The 17277-nt window shown below is 65.4% G+C and carries 17 protein-coding genes; 4 read left to right on the top strand and 13 right to left on the bottom strand.

What is annotated here, in order from left to right:
* Nucleotides 1-83: 83 nt before the first annotated feature.
* Both BRSPCE3_RS11770 and BRSPCE3_RS11765 read right to left on the bottom strand, forming a co-directional pair.
* Nucleotides 84-998, bottom strand: coding sequence for a DUF6537 domain-containing protein (locus BRSPCE3_RS11770; protein WP_244065980.1), 915 nt, complete (start codon nt 996-998; stop codon nt 84-86).
* Nucleotides 995-1663, bottom strand: coding sequence for a Crp/Fnr family transcriptional regulator (locus BRSPCE3_RS11765; protein ID WP_244065979.1), 669 nt, complete (start codon nt 1661-1663; stop codon nt 995-997). Before BRSPCE3_RS11765 ends, BRSPCE3_RS11770 begins: the two co-directional genes overlap by 4 nt.
* A 316-nt stretch (nt 1664-1979) precedes the next feature.
* On the opposite strand from BRSPCE3_RS11765, the gene BRSPCE3_RS11760 reads away from it, so the two are divergent.
* Both BRSPCE3_RS11760 and BRSPCE3_RS11755 read left to right on the top strand, forming a co-directional pair.
* The gene (locus tag BRSPCE3_RS11760) at nt 1980-3092 is read left to right on the top strand and encodes a cyclic nucleotide-gated ion channel (protein ID WP_244065978.1); all 1113 of its coding nucleotides are present in this window, start codon (nt 1980-1982) and stop codon (nt 3090-3092) included.
* Between the two features lie 11 nt (nt 3093-3103).
* Nucleotides 3104-3889 (top strand): enoyl-CoA hydratase/isomerase family protein, encoded by a 786-nt coding sequence (locus BRSPCE3_RS11755; RefSeq protein ID WP_244065977.1) that lies wholly within the window; start codon nt 3104-3106, stop codon nt 3887-3889.
* Between the two features lie 315 nt (nt 3890-4204).
* On the opposite strand, the gene BRSPCE3_RS11750 is transcribed toward BRSPCE3_RS11755, so the two are convergent.
* Nucleotides 4205-4639 (bottom strand): DUF6157 family protein, encoded by a 435-nt coding sequence (locus tag BRSPCE3_RS11750; protein ID WP_244065976.1) that lies wholly within the window; start codon nt 4637-4639, stop codon nt 4205-4207.
* Between the two features lie 14 nt (nt 4640-4653).
* Nucleotides 4654-5322 carry a glutathione S-transferase family protein gene (locus BRSPCE3_RS11745; protein WP_375709897.1) on the bottom strand — a complete coding sequence of 223 codons (669 nt, stop codon included), beginning with the start codon at nt 5320-5322 and terminating at the stop codon, nt 4654-4656.
* A gap of 80 nt (nt 5323-5402) precedes the next feature.
* Between BRSPCE3_RS11745 and BRSPCE3_RS11740 the strand changes: the two genes are divergently transcribed.
* Nucleotides 5403-6398 (top strand): YafY family protein, encoded by a 996-nt coding sequence (locus BRSPCE3_RS11740; RefSeq protein ID WP_244065975.1) that lies wholly within the window; start codon nt 5403-5405, stop codon nt 6396-6398.
* Here BRSPCE3_RS11740 and BRSPCE3_RS11735 read toward each other — a convergent pair.
* From BRSPCE3_RS11735 to BRSPCE3_RS11695, 9 genes are all read right to left on the bottom strand, one after another.
* Entirely contained in the window at nt 6395-6805 is a 411-nt protein-coding gene (locus tag BRSPCE3_RS11735) for a hypothetical protein (protein ID WP_244065974.1), read from the bottom strand. The two genes, BRSPCE3_RS11740 and BRSPCE3_RS11735, sit on opposite strands and share 4 nt — an antisense overlap.
* A 72-nt stretch (nt 6806-6877) precedes the next feature.
* A complete protein-coding gene (locus BRSPCE3_RS11730) occupies nt 6878-7591 on the bottom strand; it encodes a nitroreductase (RefSeq protein WP_244065973.1) in 714 nt (237 codons plus the stop codon).
* On the bottom strand, nt 7592-8836 hold the full coding sequence (locus tag BRSPCE3_RS11725; protein ID WP_244065972.1) for an acyl-CoA dehydrogenase: 1245 nt from the start codon (nt 8834-8836) through the stop codon (nt 7592-7594). It abuts the gene before it with no gap.
* Between the two features lie 29 nt (nt 8837-8865).
* Complete coding sequence (locus tag BRSPCE3_RS11720; protein ID WP_244065971.1) at nt 8866-10113, bottom strand: acyl-CoA dehydrogenase; 1248 nt, start codon at nt 10111-10113, stop codon at nt 8866-8868.
* A 13-nt stretch (nt 10114-10126) separates the two neighbouring features.
* Entirely contained in the window at nt 10127-11254 is a 1128-nt protein-coding gene (locus tag BRSPCE3_RS11715; RefSeq protein WP_244065970.1) for an acyl-CoA dehydrogenase family protein, read from the bottom strand.
* A 160-nt stretch (nt 11255-11414) separates the two neighbouring features.
* On the bottom strand, nt 11415-13283 hold the full coding sequence (locus BRSPCE3_RS11710; RefSeq protein WP_244065969.1) for an AMP-binding protein: 1869 nt from the start codon (nt 13281-13283) through the stop codon (nt 11415-11417).
* Between the two features lie 40 nt (nt 13284-13323).
* On the bottom strand, nt 13324-14130 hold the full coding sequence (locus BRSPCE3_RS11705) for an enoyl-CoA hydratase/isomerase family protein (RefSeq protein WP_244065968.1): 807 nt from the start codon (nt 14128-14130) through the stop codon (nt 13324-13326).
* A 173-nt stretch (nt 14131-14303) separates the two neighbouring features.
* Nucleotides 14304-15062 carry an SDR family NAD(P)-dependent oxidoreductase gene (locus BRSPCE3_RS11700; RefSeq protein WP_244065967.1) on the bottom strand — a complete coding sequence of 253 codons (759 nt, stop codon included), beginning with the start codon at nt 15060-15062 and terminating at the stop codon, nt 14304-14306.
* Nucleotides 15063-15107: 45 nt separating this feature from the next.
* Nucleotides 15108-15773, bottom strand: a complete 666-nt coding sequence (locus BRSPCE3_RS11695; protein WP_244065966.1) for a TetR family transcriptional regulator — start codon at nt 15771-15773, stop codon at nt 15108-15110.
* Nucleotides 15774-15952: 179 nt separating this feature from the next.
* Between BRSPCE3_RS11695 and BRSPCE3_RS11690 the strand changes: the two genes are divergently transcribed.
* Nucleotides 15953-17125, top strand: a complete 1173-nt coding sequence (locus tag BRSPCE3_RS11690; protein ID WP_244065965.1) for an acetyl-CoA C-acetyltransferase — start codon at nt 15953-15955, stop codon at nt 17123-17125.
* The last annotated feature ends 152 nt before the right edge of the window (nt 17126-17277 follow it).

The raw sequence follows: 17277 nt of genomic DNA, 5'->3' as shown, positions 1-17277 counted from the left end.
GAGGAGCGCGCAGCGCGTCTCGAAGGGTGCACGGCCACCAGCCGGGCCGTCGACCCTTCGAGACGCGCGCGCGGGCGCGCTCCTCAGGGAGACGGTGATAAAGCCGCCGGCACCCGGGCGCGAATCTCTGCGATCTTGCGCTTCAGCGCGGCCTGTCGGGGATCGGGCATGATGGCGCCGCGGGCTTCAGCGATCGCGGCGGCGAGATCGGGCAGCGCGAGCACGCCGTCGAAGGTCGGCTTGACCAGTCCGTCGATGATCACGTGCCAGTCCGCGATGCCCTGGCGATAGGGATCGCCGTAGCCCTGGATCATGGTCGCGGTCTGCACGACCGCCGGAGCCGCGGCCGGCTGCTTGGTCAGGCTGCGGTCGATCATGTGCAGCCAGCGCTCGACCCAGACCCGTTCCCTGGCGTAGCGCCCCGAGAACAGCCGCCAGCGCTTCAGGCCCGCCTCGATCCTGAGCCGGCGCACGCTGAAGCGGTTGTTGGCGCTGAAGCGGATCGAAACCCGGCGACGCCGCCAGCCGAACTGGTCGAGCACGGCAAGGATCGGATCGGCGACCATCTCCGGCAGGGCGTCGATCAACTCGTCGAGGCGAAACTTCTTGACGTCGTCGGCCGAGCGCGCCGCAAGGCCGCCCGCCGCGTTGACTTCGCCGAGCTTGAGCTGCGCGATGCGGATCGCGTCCTCATAGGCCATGCGCTCGGCCATCAGCCGCGCGATGTCCGCGAGCAGGGCATCATCGACGCCGCGGCGGCCGACGAAGCGCTTGAGCCGGTCGATATAGAGCTGGGCGTAGCTCGTGCTCTGATAGGCGATCAAGAGATCGATGAGCTCGGTGACCGCGGGTCCGAGGTGGTCCGGGCAGGCTTCGGGCAGCACCGGCGGCCCCTCGTCCTCGTCGCCGATGATATCGGCAAACAGGTAACGAAGCGAAGCCAGCAGACTGTCGTCATCCGGCACTGCGGCGCCTCCAGAACTCGTCGCTGGGCTCATGCAGGTTTGGGCTCCGCGGCCTGTGGGGTGGCGTGCTGCGCGAGCCGCTGCTCGAGCGTCGAGATATTCTCGAACAGGCGGGCGCTGAAGAGACGCAGGAGGTAGAAGCCGAACGCCGGGTTCTGGACGTAGAGCTGCTCGACCTGGTCATAGGTCACCGACAGCACCATGCCGGTCTCGGCACATTCCAGCGTCTGGGTTCGGGTGTTCGACGGCGACAGCATGCCGAACTCGCCGACCAGCGCGCCGACCGGCAGCTCGATGCCGGATTCGACCAGGCGGAAGCGGCCGCTGACGATGTAGAACATGCTGTCGGCCTTCTCGTCCTTGTAGAACAGGACTTCGCCCGCCGTGCATTTGCGCTCCGTCGTGAACGGCCTCAGCCAGTCCATCGACAGATCGCTGTTGACCGATTTCTTCACGCTGCGGACCAGCTGCAGCATCTGGTGCAGCCGATAGGTGTTCACCGGCAGCAGCACGGCATGCAGGATCAGCGTCGCGTAATTATGGGTCGGGACGGCGGTCGCGATCAGGATGATGTTGGTCAGGATGGCGAAGACCCGCAACGGGATCATGGTGCGCATCGACAGCGTGGCGACCACGAAGATCGAGGCGAAGAAACTGCCGGCGGCGCCGGCGTGCTCCGCGAGATGTGAGGTATCCATCGGAAACCAACCAATTTCTCAAGAAGTGAATAAGATCGCCTTATTAGTCGCTTCATTCCGGCCGAGGTCGCAGCGGTGACCAGCATCCCTGATATACGGGGAAAAAGCGACGATTTGTCTGATTTCTCACATTCGCGGGCGCAAAAACGGGCCAACATGGTTAGGCTATTTGTCCAACGGATCGGCCTTTCGCCGCGATCGCGCCAGCAAGCCTGCGCGTTGACGGCCCCACCCGGGAGAGGCACGTTGTGACACAGGCTCCGCCGGTCGCAGGGCCTCCATTCCAGCAATTGATCGACAGGCAAGCTCCGTTCCGATGTCCAAGCGGCTCGTCCTTCCGGCCTTGACGCGCTTCGTTTCCGCCACCGCCGGTCGCAACATGACCACGGCGGCCTATGTCGCGGTCACGGCCGGTGTCGCCATGATGACGCTGCTGACGGTCGCGCCTGCCTATGACGCGGTGCCGCACTGGGTCGATGCGCTGCTCTGGGCCTGCCTTGCCTATTTCGTGTTCGAATGGCTGGTGCGGCTGCGCCACATGCGGCGGCAGGACAAGTTCTGGTTCTACGCGCTGTCCAGCGCCGGCATCGTCGATGCGATCGGCGCGCTGGCGGTGCCGCTGGCGCTGCTTGCCGGCATCGAGCCGAAAACCGCGTGGCTGCTCGGCGTGCTCTGGGTGCTCAAGGTGGTGCCGGGCATTCCCGGCCTGCGCCAGCTCCGGCGTGTGCTCGTGGTGGAATCCGGCCCGCTGCTCAGCGTGCTCGTGATCTTCCTGATGGTGGTGTTCCTGGCCTCGGTCGCCGAATATTATCTCGAGCGGGACGTCCAGCCGCAGACCTTCGGCAGCGTGCCGGCGGCGCTGTGGTGGGCGGTGGTGACGCTGACCACGACAGGCTATGGCGACGTGGTGCCGATCACCCCGCTCGGCCGCGTGGTCGCCGCCATGGTGATGATCTCGGGCCTCGGCGTATTCGGGCTATGGACCGGTATTTTGGCGACCGGCTTTGCCAACGAAACCCGCCGCGACAACTTTCTGAAAACCTGGGAGACGGTCAGCAAGGTGCCGTTCTTTGCGCATCTTGGCCCGGCCGCGATCGCCGACGTCACCCAGATGCTGCGGACCATGGACCTGCCGCCGCGCACCATGATCATCCGCAAGGACACCAACGGCGACTGCATGTATTTCGTCGCCGCCGGCGAGGTCGAGGTCGACCTGCCCGGACGCAAGGTGAAGCTCGGCGAGGGCGCGTTCTTCGGCGAGATGGCGCTGCTCGGCAACGCCAAGCGCGGCGCCAGCGTCTCGACCAGCAAGGTGACCCGGCTGCTGGTGCTTGACCTGGTCGATTTCCGCCTGTTGATGGCAAGGCACCCCGATCTCGCCGAGACCATCGACGCCGAGGCGAAGCGGCGCGAACGCGAGAATCAATGATGGAGACTGCCATGGCCGAGTTGGCCGACACCGCCAGCGGACCCGTGCTCGAGATCGCCGGCGCACGCGCCACGATCCGCCTCAACCGGCCGAAGCACCTCAACCGCCTGCAGGCCGAGGATCTCGGCGAGCTCGTGAGGCTGTTCGACCGGATCGAGACCGATCCCGCGATCCGCGTGCTGGTGCTGACCGGAACCGGGCGCGCGTTCTCGGCCGGCTACGATCTCAATTCGGTGGCCGAGCGCGCGGTGAGCGCCAATGAGCAGCAGAGCGCGGGCTCGGCGTTCGAGGTCGTGGTCAACCGTCTCGAGGATCTCAGCGTGCCGACGATCTGCCGGCTCAATGGCGGGGTCTATGGCGGCTCGACCGACCTGGCGCTCGCCTGCGACTTCCGCGTCGGGGTCGACACCGCAGAGATGTTCATGCCGGCGGCACGGCTCGGGCTGCATTATTACAAGAGCGGCATCCAGCGCTACGTCACGCGGCTCGGCGTCGACAACGCCAAGATGCTGTTCCTGACCGCGCAGAAGATCACGGCGCCGGAGATGCTGCGGATCGGCTACCTCACCGCTATGGTGTCGCTCGAGCTTTTGGATGAAGAGGTCGACAAGCTCGCGAATGTTCTCGCCGGCAATGCGCCGAGGGCCATGGCCGGCATGAAGCGCGCCATCAACGAATTCGCCCGCGGCGAGCTCGATGCTGCCGCCGCCGACGCCCGTCACCGCGACAGCATGCGCGGCGACGAGATCAAGGAAGGCATCAAGGCCTTCGCCGAGAAACGGGCGCCAAGATTTTAGGTCGAATTCCGCGCTGCCACACCGTCACCGTGAGGAGCACGCATCGCGCGCGTCTCGAAGGGTCGACGGCCCGAGTGTGGCCGTGCATCCTTCGAGGCTCGCAAGCGCTCGCGCCTCAGGATGACGGAACTGGGGGATACACCGATGCTTCACCCTCCCCTGGAGGGGGAGGGTCGGCTCGCATGGAGCGCAGCGGAATGTGAGACGGGGTGGGGTGATCTCTCAACGCGGGGAGTGCCGAGTGGAGAGATCACCCCACCTCGCCGCTCATTTCATTCGCGTCGATCCTCCCCCTCCAGGTAAGGATAAGAAGCGTCACGCCCGCTTCGACCGCATCGCGCGCGTCTGCGCGACCTCGGGGTCACGGGCGAGCGCCTGGTACCGCTTGCTGTCGACGGCGCAGAGCGCGATGCGGCCCTCGGCATCGGCGTGAACGCCCCAGCCGAAACGTTTTCCCAGCGGTGAGGCGCGCATGCAGGCCTGGCCGCGCGAGAAGAACGTCTCGCGGGCGAGAGTCCGCTCCTTCTTCGCGGCTTTCGCATCAAGCGCGCGGCCGGCCGCCGACGTCGCGAACACGACGTCGTCGGAGGTGTATTTGTAAGGCGCGCCCGCGATCATCCGGAATTGCAGCACGGCAACCGTCGGCTGGCCGCCACGCAGCTGCGGCTCCTCGCCGTGCTGCGCCGGACAATCCTCCGCGACGCGGATCAGGGTGTTGAAGCAGTTGGTGCTGTACAGCGCTTTCGCCATCGGCACGATCCGTATCACACTCCGGCGGCCGCTGCATGCTGCGCCGCCATCTCGTCGTCGGCCTTCGAGATCCGGACGAACGCCGGACGCGCTGCGATGCGCTCGGCGTAACGGACGAACACGTCCCTTTTCGGCACGATGCCGAACATCATGGTCCAGGAGAACGCGATGCCCCAGAGGATGTCGGCCGCCGTGATCTGTTCGCCGAGCAGATAGGGGCCCTTTGCGAGCTGCGCCTCCAACGCGCCCAGCATGGTGTCGTAATCGGCATAGGGCGACTGCGTGATCGGCGCCGGCTCGCGCTTCATGAAATGGTCGATCACGGCCGGCTCGAACGAGGCGCCGTAATAGGCGATCCAGCGCAGATAGGGGCCACGGCGCGGGTCGTTCAGCGCGGGCGTCAGGCCCGCCTGCGGAAACAGGTCGGCGAGATAGATGAAGATCGCGACCTGCTCGGTGACCAGCGCGTCGCCGTGGCGGATCGCCGGCACCTTGCCGAGCGGGTTGATCGCGAGATAGGCGGCGTTGCGCTGCTCGGCCGCCTTGATGTTGAGGATTTGCAGATCGTAGGGCGCGCCGAGCTCCTCCAGCAGCACGCGGGTGCCGGTGGCGCGGCTCTGCGGCGCGTAATACAGCGTGATGCGATCAGTGGATGCAGCGGTGGTCATGGGCAGGCCGGTCATGGGGGGCTCCTGTCGCCGTCGGGGCATGGCCTCCTTATGTCCGCCTATACCTGACATCTTGTGTCAGGTATGATCTTCGCATGCGCGCGAGCCGGCTGTTTTCCATCCTCACCACCCTGCAGGCACGGGGACAGGTCACCGCGCCCGAATTGGCCGAGGCCTGCGAGGTCTCCGTGCGCACGATCTATCGCGACATCGACGCGCTCGCCGCCGCCGGCGTTCCGGTTTACGCCGACCGCGGCGCCGAGGGCGGCTATCGGCTGCTCGACGGCTATCGGGTGCGGCTGAACGGCCTGTCGCAGGGCGAGGCCGAGGCGCTGTTCATGGCCGGCCTGCCCGGCCCCGCCGCCGCGCTCGGCCTCGATGCCGCGATGGTCGCAGCGCAGACCAAGCTGATGGCGGCGCTGCCGGAAAATCTGCGCCCCAACGCGCGAGGCATGCAGCAGCGCTTCCACCTCGACGCGCCCGGCTGGTTCGGCGAGACCGAGGAGCCGAAGCACCTGCGCACCATTGCAGGTGCCGTGCTGCGCGAAAACCTGATCGAGATCCGCTACCAGAGCTGGAAGGCGGAGAAGCGCCGTCGCGTGGCGCCGCTCGGCCTCGTGCTGAAGGGCGGCAGCTGGTACGTCGCCGGCCTCGTCGACGGCAACGTCCGCACCTACCGCGTGGCGCGGGTGCTGGATTGCACCGCGCTGGAGACGCCGTTCGCACGCCCGGCGGATTTTGATCTCGCCGCCTATTGGCGCGCCTCGATCGAGCGGCTCGAGGCCGAGCTGCATCCGAACGAAGCCACGGTGCGGCTGTCGCCGCTCGGGCTGCAACTGTTCGACGCGCTGGCGCATCCTTACGTGAAGGCGCGGATGCAGCTTGCTGATGGCACTGAGCCCGATGGCTGGCGAGTCGCCACCATGCCGGTCGGCAAGACGGTGTGGCACGCTGCAACCGAGCTGCTGCGGCTCGGCGCCGAGGTTGAGGTGATCGAACCCGAGGGACTGCGCGAGAAGATGGCCGAGCTCACCAGCGCGATGGCCGCGCGCTATACGGATGCGCCGGCACGCCGCGCTGCCCGCGGTTAATACCGGCTGTCGGAGCTGATGACGAAGCGGTCGAGCAAATTGACCGGCAGGATCTCGAACTTGTCGAGCTCAAGCGTAATCCCGGTCACGAAGTCGACGCCCTTGATCTTACCCTGGAGGTCGATCCGCCGGCCGCGGCGCAGGCGGCGTGTTTCCGGATGTTGCTCGATGTCGATATAGGCATAGATCGGATTGTCCAGCCGCGAATGGCGATGCCAGCCGCGTTGCAGGAAGCTGAATTGCAGCACCGAGCCCGCGCCCCAGTCGATCGCGTCGAAGAAGCGGGTCTTCCAGGCAACGGGCTGTCCCAGATAATGCGCGGCGATGAACGCGTCACGTTCGAGCGCAGGCAGACGGTGCAGCTGCCAGCTGATCTCAGCCGGCGTCAGGGAGGCGTTATTCGCCATTGTTGTTCTTGTCGTTCTTCTTGTCGCGTCTTCTTGTCCTCGGCGGGAAGTCAGGTCCCGCCTTGAGGGAAACTATACATCCACAAATGTGACAGTATCCGCCACAGTCGCGCGCGACGTGCGGTAGCCGTTCACCTTGTGCGCGTTATCCGCATAGCCGAACGAGATACCGCAGACAACCCGGCGATCCTCGGCCAGGTTGAAGTGGCCGCGGATCAGGCCGGAATGACGCGCGATCGCGGCCTGCGGGATGGTTCCGAGCCCGAGCGCCTGCGCGGCCAGCATGAAGTTCGAGACATAGCCGCCGCAGTCGATCGCGCCATAGATGCCGAGCGGCTCGTTGGTGTGGATCACGGCAATGTGTGGCGCACCGAAGAAATTGTAGTTCTCCAGCGCCTGCTTCGCGTAGGCGGCCTTGTCGCCTCTGCTGATGCCGAGCGTGTTGTAGAGCTGGAACCCGCTCTCGCGGCGGCGCTCCAGATAGACCCCGACATATTCGCGCGGCGGCGTGAAGTCGTAGTCCTCGCCGAGGCCGCGCGAAGCCTCGGCATAGATCGCCTTGCGGAAACGTTCCTTGGCCTCGCCGGAGACGATCAGGACCTGCCAGGGCTGGCTGTTGCACCACGACGCGGTGCGCTGCGCGGTGGTGAGGATATGTTCGATGACGTCGCGCGGCACCTCGCGCGGCTGGAACGCGCGCACCGAGTAGCGCTCGTTGAGCAGCTCCTCGAGCGCGCCGATGCGGTCTTCGGTCGCGTAACGTGCACCGGGTGTTTTCGCATCCATTTAGCGCCCCTTGGTCGGGATCTTGTTGTAGGGCACGTCCTTGTCGACGCGGATGTCACCGGGCAGGCCGAGCACGCGCTCGGCGATGATGTTGCGCAGGATCTCGTCGGTGCCGCCGGCGATGCGCATCGAGGGCGACGACAGCAGCATCTGCTGGAACTGGCCGTTGGCCTGCTCCTCGTCGGTCCCGGTGAGGCTGCCCGCCGCGCCTTCGAGGTCCATCGCATAGGTTGCGATGTCCTGCAGCATCAGGCCGGAGACGAGCTTGCCGATGGAATTTTCCGGACCGGGACGCTCGCCCTTCGACAGCGCCGAGATCGCGCGGTAGCTGGTGTATTTCAGTCCGCTTGCCTTCACCGCCCAGCTCGCGAGCTTGGAGCGCACCGCCGGATCGTCGATCGCCAGCCCATCCTCCAGCATCAAATTGGAGCAGAACTCGAACATCTCGGGTACGCCGGTCGCAAGCCGCGAACCGATCGACATGCGCTCGTTCATCAGCGTGGTCAGCGACACGCTCCAGCCCTCGCCGACCGCGCCAAGCCGCTGGCTGTCCGGGATCACGACGTCGGTGAAATAGACCTCGTTGAACTCCTGCATGCCGTTGGCCTGCTTGATCGGCCTGACCTCGACGCCGGGGCTCTTCATGTCGAGGAAGAACATAGTGAGGCCCTTGTGCTTGGGCACATTCGGATCGGTGCGCGCAATCAACAGGCCGTAGTCGGAATAGTGCGCGCCGGAGGTCCAGATCTTCTGGCCATTGACGACCCAATTGTCGCCCTTCTTCTCGGCGCGGGTGCGCAGCCCCGCGACGTCGGAGCCGGCGGACGGCTCGGAGAAAAGCTGGCACCAGATCTCCTCGCCGGAGGCGAGCTTCGGCAGATAGCGGCGCTTGGCGTCTTCAGAACCCCAGGCCATCACGGTCGGGCCGCACATGCCCTCGCCGATCTGGAACGGCTGCGTCAGCTTGCCGTAGACGCCCTCTTCCTGCTGCCAGATCACGCGCTCGATCGGGGTCGCGCCGCGGCCGCCATATTCCTTCGGCCAGTGCAGGCAGGCCCAGCCGCCCTCGGCCTTCCTCTTCTGCCAGGCCTTGCCGACCTCGACCATGTCGTGCTTTGCGAGGCGGATGCGGCCGAGCGAGGATTTTGACAACTCCTCCTCGAACTCCTTCGGCGCGTTGGCGGCGATCCAGGTGCGCGCGATCTTGCGAAATTCGGCTTCCTGCGGCGTGTCATCGAAATTCATGGCGAACCTCTCTCGTTGTTCCGTCGCCGTTACGCGCGGCCCTTGGTCGGGATCTTGTTGAAGGGAACGTCCTTGTCGACCCTGATGTCGCCGGGCAGGCCCAGCACGCGCTCGGCGATGATGTTGCGCATGATCTCGTCGGTGCCGCCCTCGACACGGGTGCCCGGCGCACGCAGCAGCATCGCCTGGAATTTACCCGCAGCCTCGGCATCCTCGGGTCCGCTCAGCGCGCCGGCGGCACCCTGGAGATCGAGCGCGTAGGTCGCGACATCCTGGATCATCGAACCGGCGACGAGCTTGCCGATCGAGTTCTCCGGTCCCGGACGCTCGCCGCGCGACAGCGCCGAGATCGCGCGCATGCTGGTGTATTTCAGCCCGCTCGCCTTCACCGCCCAGTTCGCGAGTTTCGAACGCACCGCGCGGTTCTCGATCGCGGGGCCATCCTCCAGCATCAGGCTGTTGCAGAACTCGAACAGCTCGGGAAAGCCGGTCGACACGCCGGCGCCGATCGACATCCGCTCGTTCATCAGCGTGGTCAGCGACACGTTCCAGCCGTCATTGACGTTGCCGAGCCGCTGCGAGTCCGGAATGCGCACGTCGGTGAAATAGACCTCGTTGAAGTCGGATGCGCCGTTCGCCTGCTTGATCGGCCGCACCTCGACACCCCTGCTCTTCATGTCCAGGAAGAACATGGTGAGGCCCTTGTGCTTCGCGACATCAGGATCGGTGCGGGTGAGCAGGATGCCGTAATCGGAGTAATGCGCGCCCGAGGTCCAGATCTTCTGGCCGTTGATCACCCATTCGTCGCCGTGCTTCTCGGCGCGGGTGCGCAAACCTGCGACGTCGGAGCCGCCGGCGGGCTCCGAGAACAGCTGGCACCAGATCTTCTCACCCGAAGCCAGCGGCGGCAGATATTTGCGCTTCTGCGCCTCGCCGGCGAACGCCATCATGGTCGGGCCGCACATGCCGTGGCCGATGATGAACATTGAACTCAGACGGCCGAACGGGCCCTCCTCCTGCTGCCAGATCACGCGCTCGATCGGCGAGGCGCCACGGCCGCCATACTCCTTCGGCCAGTGCAGGCAGGCCCAGCCGGCATCGGCCTTCTTCTTCTGCCAGGCCTTGGCGACCTCGAGAATGTTGGCGCCCTTGAGCGCAACGCGGCCGAGCGAGGCCTTGCGCAGCTCGTCTTCATATTGCTTCGGCGCATTGGCCGCGATCCAGGCTTTCGCCTCGGCGCGGAATGCGGCCTCCTGCGGGGTGTCGTCGAAATTCATGACGGCCTCTCGCTCACGCTGCGTTCTTCTTGCGCATGCGGTCGATCAGCGCGTCTTCCCAATAGGACAGGCTGCCGAGACCGAGCGCCACCGCATTGGCACGGCGGTAGTACATGTGGCAGTCGAACTCCCAGGTGAAGCCCATGCCGCCATGGACCTGGATGTTGTTCTTGGCGCAGTGCTGGAACGCCTGCGTCGCGCTGATACGCGCGGCGGCGGCGGCTTCCGGCAGTTCGCCGGCATTGGTCGAGAGCGCCCAGGCGCCGTAATAGCAGTTCGAACGCGCCAGCGTCGCCGAGACATACATGTCGGCCAGCATGTGCTTGACCGCCTGGAACGAGCCGATCGGACGGCCGAACGCGATACGGTCGAGCGCGTAGTCGCGGCCCATCTCCAGCGCGCGGTCGGCGCCGCCGACCTGCTCGAACGCCATCAGCACGGCGGCGCGATCCAGCACCTGGGTGATCACGCCCCAGCCCTCGCCGGCGGCGCCGAGCGGCTCGGCCTTGGCGTCCTTGAAGGTGATCTCGGCCTGGCCGCGGGTGAGATCGATGTTGGTCAGCGACTTGACCTCGACGCCTGAAGCTTTGAGATCGACGATGAACAGCGAGATATCAGACTCGCGACCGCTCGATCCGGTGCGCGCGGCGACCACGGCGAAATCGGCGATCGCGCCATCCGGAACCGGCTTCTTGACGCCGTTGAGCGCGCCGCCATCGGCCGTGAGCTTGACCGCCTTCGGTGACGGATTGCCGTGGCCCTCGAACAGCGCCAGCGTGCCGATGGCATCGCCGGAGGCGATTTTCGGCAGCCACTTCTGCTTCTGCGCGTCACTGCCTGCGATCAGCAGCGCTTCGGCGGCGAGATACACGGTCGACGAGAACGGCACCGGCGCCAGCGCGCGGCCCATTTCCTCCGCGATCACGCAGAGCTCGAGATGGCCGGCACCCGCGCCGCCGAATTGCTCCGGGATCGCGACGCCGAGGAAGCCCATCTCGGCGAGGCCCTTCCACAGCGACTTGTCGTAGGGCGCCTTGCCGTCGAGCACCTCGCGGACCGCCTTCGGCGGGCACTGCTCGCTGAGGAATTTCCGCGCCTCGTCGCGCATCTGCTTCTGTTCGTCGGAGAAATCGAAATTCATGGCGCTACCTTCTTGGTTCTTGTCGTTTCAGTTCGCCGTCATTCCGGGGCGCGCGAAGCGCGAGCCCGGAATCCATCGAGCCGCAGATGATGTGGTTTGATGGATTCCGGGCCTGCGCCTTCGGCGCATCCCGGAATGACGTGTTGAGAGAGCATCGGCATCAGCACAGCACGATCACCTCGCTGCACGGCTGATCGGCATAGAGCTTCTCCACCAGCGCGGCGCGGCGTTCGAGACCGGCGCGCTGATTGATGTAGCCCTTGTCGGTGAGCTCGTTGCCGTCGATCGACGGCGGCTCGACCATCAGCATCGCGCGCGCGATCCGCATGCTGCTGCCGGTGGTCGACGCATTGTGCGCCTGCAAGCCCTTTTCCAGACAGGCGATCACGGCCGGATGCCGGATCACGTCCTCATAGCTCGCGTCGGCATTGCCGACGAGCTGGCGGCAGGCATGCAAATTCGGCCAGCACAGCAGGCCGATGAACTCACGATCCTGGCCAGCGACCAGCGCGTCATGCACGACCGGGGTCGCGGCGGCGATCGCATCCGTGCGCAGCGAGCCGACATGGACGAAGGTGCCGGTGGTCAGCTTGAAATCCTCGACCACGCGGCCGGCAAAGATGATGCCCTGCAGCGGATCGTCGGGATCGACGAACACGCCGGCGTCGCCGATGCAGTAGAAGCCTTCCTCGTCGAACATCTTGGCCGTGAGGTCCGGCTGGCCGAAATAGCCCGGCGTGACGTTGACGCCGCGCAACCGCAATTCATATTTCGCGCCGCACGGCACCATCTTCAACTCGACACCGGGGAACGGCAGGCCGATCAGGCCAACGCGCTCGGTGTCCCAATAGGTGCCGGTCGAGGTCGGCGCGGTCTCGGTCGAGCCCCAGCCGGTGTAGAACACGATGCGCTCGCCCGTGGTCTTCACTGCCAGCGCCTGCATGCGGTCATAGAGATCGTCGGGCAGCCGCGCACCGCCATAGGCCATGATCGAGAGGTTCTTGAAGAAGCTCGCGCACAGCGCCTCGTCCTTCTCCATTGCGGCCGCGAGCGCGGCATAGCCGGCCGGCACGTTGGCGTAATAGGTCGGCGACACTTCGCGCAAATTCCTGATTGTCTCCTCGAGCTGGCCCGGCATCGGCCGGCCGTCGTCGATATAGAGCGTGCCGCCATCGACCAGCACCGGATTGAACGCGGCGTTGCCGCCCATGGTGTGATTCCACGGCATCCAGTCGAGCACGGTCGGGATCGGCCCGGCGGTTTCGCGCGGCCGCACCTGCATCATCATCGCCGCGTTGGCGCACATCATCTGCTGGGTGTTGATGACGGCCTTCGGCATGCCGGTCGAGCCCGAGGTGAACAGCAGCTTGCCGACGGTGTCGGGCGTGATCTTGGCGATCGACGCGTCGACGTCAGCCGTCACCTTCGTTGCGGCGAGGTCGGCAAACGCCACGCTCTTGATGCCCTCGCAGGGCCGCAGGACATGGATCACCGTGATGCCGGTGAGATCGATCGCCTTCAGCGCCTTCTCGAAGGCAGGTCCATCCTGCACCATCACGACGGCGGGCTTGATCAGGTTGAACAGGTATTTGAGCTTGATATGATCCTGGCTCATCAGCGAGTAGGCCGGCGACACCGGCGCGGCCGGCAGCCGGGCCTGCATCGCAGCCTGCGTCATCAGCGCGTGTTCGATCGAATTGCCCGACAGGATCGCGACGGGCCGGTCATCGGTCACGCCGAGATCGAGCAGGCCCTGCGTGAGCGCATCGACGGTGCGTTTCGCTTCACCATAGGAGACCTTGCGCCATTGCCGGTCGGGACCGCCGCGTTGCGCGAGCCAGATCCGCTCCGGCGCCTGCGCCGCCCATTTGGCGAGGTAGGCCGGGATGTGTGTCTCGTAGCCCTGGAGCGGAATTCGCGACTTCAGGATGACGGTGCCGTCAGCACGCCGCTCGACCGCGATGTCACGTGCGAGCCAATCCACCTTGCGAAAGGCAGGTTTCGTCAGCATCGCCGCGTCTCCATCCATTTTGCGTCTCCCGGAATTCTTGTCCTTTGCGGACTTTTTATCAGCGCTTGATATAGACAGGCTTTCGTTTCTCAAGGAAGGCCCTGATGCCTTCCTGGAAATCTTCCGAGCGGCTGCACAGCACCTGATTGCGATCCTCCATCGCGATCACGGCCTCGATCGAGCCGGCATCGACGCTCATGTTGATGCATTCCTTCGAGAGACGAAGGCCGACCGGCGACGCCGTCATCATCGCATCGACATAAGGATTGGCCGCAGCGTCGAGATCGGCGGCTTCGACCACCTCGGACACCAGGCCCACCGCCAGCGCGCGATCGGCGTGGATGAAGCGGCCGGTGAGGATCAGCTCTGATGCCACCGACACGCCGACCAAGCGCGGCAGGAAATAGCTGGTGCCGATATCGCAGCCCCCCAAGCCGAGCTTGATGAAAGCGCAATTCATCCGCGCATTCTTCGCCGCGATGCGGATGTCGGCGGCGAGTGCCAACGCAAAGCCGCCGCCCGCGGCCGCACCCTGCACCAGCGCGATGATCGGCTGCGGCGCGCGCCGCATCAGCATCACGATGTCGGCAATGCGGCGCTGCGAGTCCAGCGACTCGGTGACGCCGGGCGGCTCGGTCTGTCCGCCGCGCCGCGCCATTGCATGCTTGAGATCGAGCCCGGCACAGAAATTCGCGCCGGCGCCCTTCAGCACCACGACGCGGGTGTCGCGGTTGCGCTGCAGACCCTGGAAGTAAGTATTGAGTGCGTCGATCATGGTGGGATCGAGCGCGTTGAGACTCTCGGGACGATTGAGCGTGACCCAATCGACCCCGTCGTGATGTTCGATCAGCAGCGGCTGAGACACGCGTTACACTCCTGCATCTGCAAATGCGGTGGCAATTGATGCGCCCTCTCCCCTTGTGGGAGGGGGCATGCGCGTGGATGCCGCGTGTTCGCGTGGGTGAGGGGTCTGTCTCCGCGGAGAGAAACCCCTCATCCGGCGCTGCGCGCCACCTTCTCCCACAAGGGGAGAAGGTACTAGCGCGGCGCCATGCGGATGGCGCCGTCGAGGCGGATGGTTTCGCCGTTGAGCATCGGGTTCTCGACGATGTGGACGGCGAGGTTGCCGTACTCCGAGGCGTCGCCGAGGCGGGCCGGATGCGGCACCTGGGCGCCGAGGCTCTTGCGGGCTTCTTCATTCAAGCCCATCAGCAGCGGCGTCAGGAACAGGCCCGGCGCGATGGTGTTGACGCGGATCTTCAGGCTGGCGAGATCGCGCGCGGCCGGCAGCGTGAGGCCGACGACGCCGCCCTTCGAGGCCGAATAAGCGATCTGGCCGATCTGGCCTTCATAGGCCGCAACCGACGCGGTGTTGATCGCGACGCCGCGCTCCTCGCCGATCGGGGCTTCGGTGGCCAGCCGCTCGGCGAACAGCCGCAGCACGTTGAAGGTACCGATCAGATTGACGTTGATGATGCGGACGAACTTCGCCAACGGATAGACGCCGTCCTTGCCGACGATGCGCTGCGAGCCGCCGATGCCGGCGCAGTTCATCAGCACGCGCGCGATGCCGTGCGCGGCCTCGGCCTTGGCAATCGCCACCTTGATCGCTTCCTCGTCGGTGACGTCGGCGTGCAGGGCAACGCCCTTCACTTCGGCGGCGACCTTCTCGGCGTTTTCCTTGTTCTGGTCGATCACGCCGATCCTGGCGCCCTTGGCGGCCATGGCGCGCGCGGTTGCGGCACCGAGGCCGGAGCCACCGCCGGTGATGAGAACGGCAACGTCTTTCAACTGCATGAGAACAACCTTTCCTTGGGCGTTTCTTCTCTAGACTTGAACTTGTTATCCGGCAGCGGCGGCTGCCGTTTCCTTATCGGGATTGAGCACGCCGCCGAAGATCAAGGCTTCCATGTGCTTGATGTATTCGCGGCAGACCTCGTCGGTCACAGGACCGACGCCGACCGCGCGCGACATCGCGTGGCGGCCGAAGAACAGATGATCGCAGGCGCCGATCAGGCTGGTGTAGAACAGCACCGGATCGATGTTGCGGAATTCGCCGGCCTTGATGCCCTCGGCGAGCAGGCGGCGATGAAAATCCAGCAGCGGCGCGACGAAGAATTTCGACACCTCGTTGGCGGCGGCGGTCGAGCTCTCGTGCAGGAGATAATGAATCAGCCGGTTCATGTAGGGGAACTGGTGATAGGCGCGGATGATGCCGCCGATATGCAGGCGCAGTTTGGCCGACGGCGTGATCGGCTGGCTGATGAGATATTCGAGCTGCGAGATCTCGGTGGCGGCGTCCCGCGCCAGCAGCGCCAGCAACAGCCCGTCCTTGTTGCCGAAATGATATTTCACCAGCGCGGCATTGACGCCCGACTTCTGCGCAATGTCGGACAGCGAGACCTCGATCGAGGCGCGCTCGATCATCAGTTCGCTGGCCGCGACCAATAGCTTGTCGGCGGTGGCATTTTTGCTCGCGGCAAGTTTCGTCGGTACGCTGGTGTTCAACTGCGCTCTGGTCCCGCTCTGTGTCCCGGCGGCTTCTCGCCGGTAAATCGAGGCCGCACATAAGCCCATGGCGGGGCTGCACTCAAGAGTTAATTGATTGATTGACTAAATGCTGAGCCGCCCCTTAAATCCGGCCCAACTTTGAAACGCCCAATCCAGAAACATCAGGGAGATCAGACATGGCCGAGGCATATATCGTCGCCGCCGCCCGCACCGCCGGCGGCCGCAAGGGAGGGCGCCTCGCCGGCTGGCATCCGGCCGATCTGGCCGCCACCGTGCTGGACGCCCTGGTCGACCGCAGCGGTGCCGACCCGGCGCAGGTCGAGGACGTGATCATGGGCTGCGTGATGCAGGCCGGTGAGCAATCCAACAACGTCGCGCGCAACGCGGTGATGGCCTCGAAGCTGCCGGAGAGCGTGCCCGCGACCTCGATCGACCGCCAGTGCGGCTCCTCGCAGCAGGCGCTGCACTTCGCGGCGCAGGCGGTGATGAGCGGCACCATGGACTGCGTGATCGCCGCCGGCGTGGAATCGATGACCCGCGTGCCGATGGGCCTCGCCTCCTCACTGCCGGCCAAGAACGGCTTCGGCCACTACAAGAGCCCGGGCATCGAGGCGAAGTATCCCAACATCGTGTTCAGCCAGTTCACCGGCGCGGAGATGATGGCTGAGAAGTACGGCCTGTCGAAGGATGAGCTCGACGAATACTCCTATAACAGCCATCAGCGCGCGATCGCGGCAACGCAAGCCGGTCACTTCAAGGAAGAAATCGTGCCGGTGACGATCACCCGCGCCGACGGCTCGACCGACACCCATCACATCGACGAAGGCATCCGCTTCGACGCCAGCCTCGACGGCATCAAGGGCGTCAAGCTGATCGCCGAGAACGGCAAGCTCACCGCCGCCAGCGCCAGCCAGATCTGCGACGGCGCTTCCGGCGTGATGGTCGTGAATGAAAAGGGCCTGAAGGCGCTCGGCGTCAAGCCGATCGCGCGCATCCATCACCTCACGATGATCGGCGGCGATCCCGTGATCATGCTGGAAGCGCCGCTGCCGGCAACCCAGCGCGCGCTGCAGAAGGCCGGCATGACGATCGACGACATCGACCTGTTCGAGGTCAACGAAGCCTTCGCCTCGGTGCCGACCGCGTGGCTGAAGACCACCGGCGCCGATCCGGCCAGGCTCAACGTCAATGGCGGCGCCATCGCGCTCGGCCACCCGCTCGGCGGCAGCGGCACCAAGCTGATGACGACGCTGCTGCATGCCCTGAAGCAACGCAACAAGCGCTACGGCCTGCAGACCATGTGCGAAGGCGGCGGCATGGCAAACGTGACGATCGTCGAGCGGCTGTGAAGCCGCGTTAGGCGAGCCCAAAGCTCTCCGCACAAAAAGTGTCGTCCCGGCGCAGGCCGGAACCCATAACCACAGGTGCTTGTGGTTATGCCGGGCTGCGGCCCCAACTCAGTCAACAACACAAAGCGGTGGTTATGGGTCCCGGCTTTCGC

The organism is Bradyrhizobium sp. Ce-3 (assembly GCF_022835695.1).
Lineage (GTDB): Bacteria > Pseudomonadota > Alphaproteobacteria > Rhizobiales > Xanthobacteraceae > Bradyrhizobium.
Note: the sequence above shows the minus strand (reverse complement) of the source record. Positions and strands in the feature narration are given on the sequence as shown.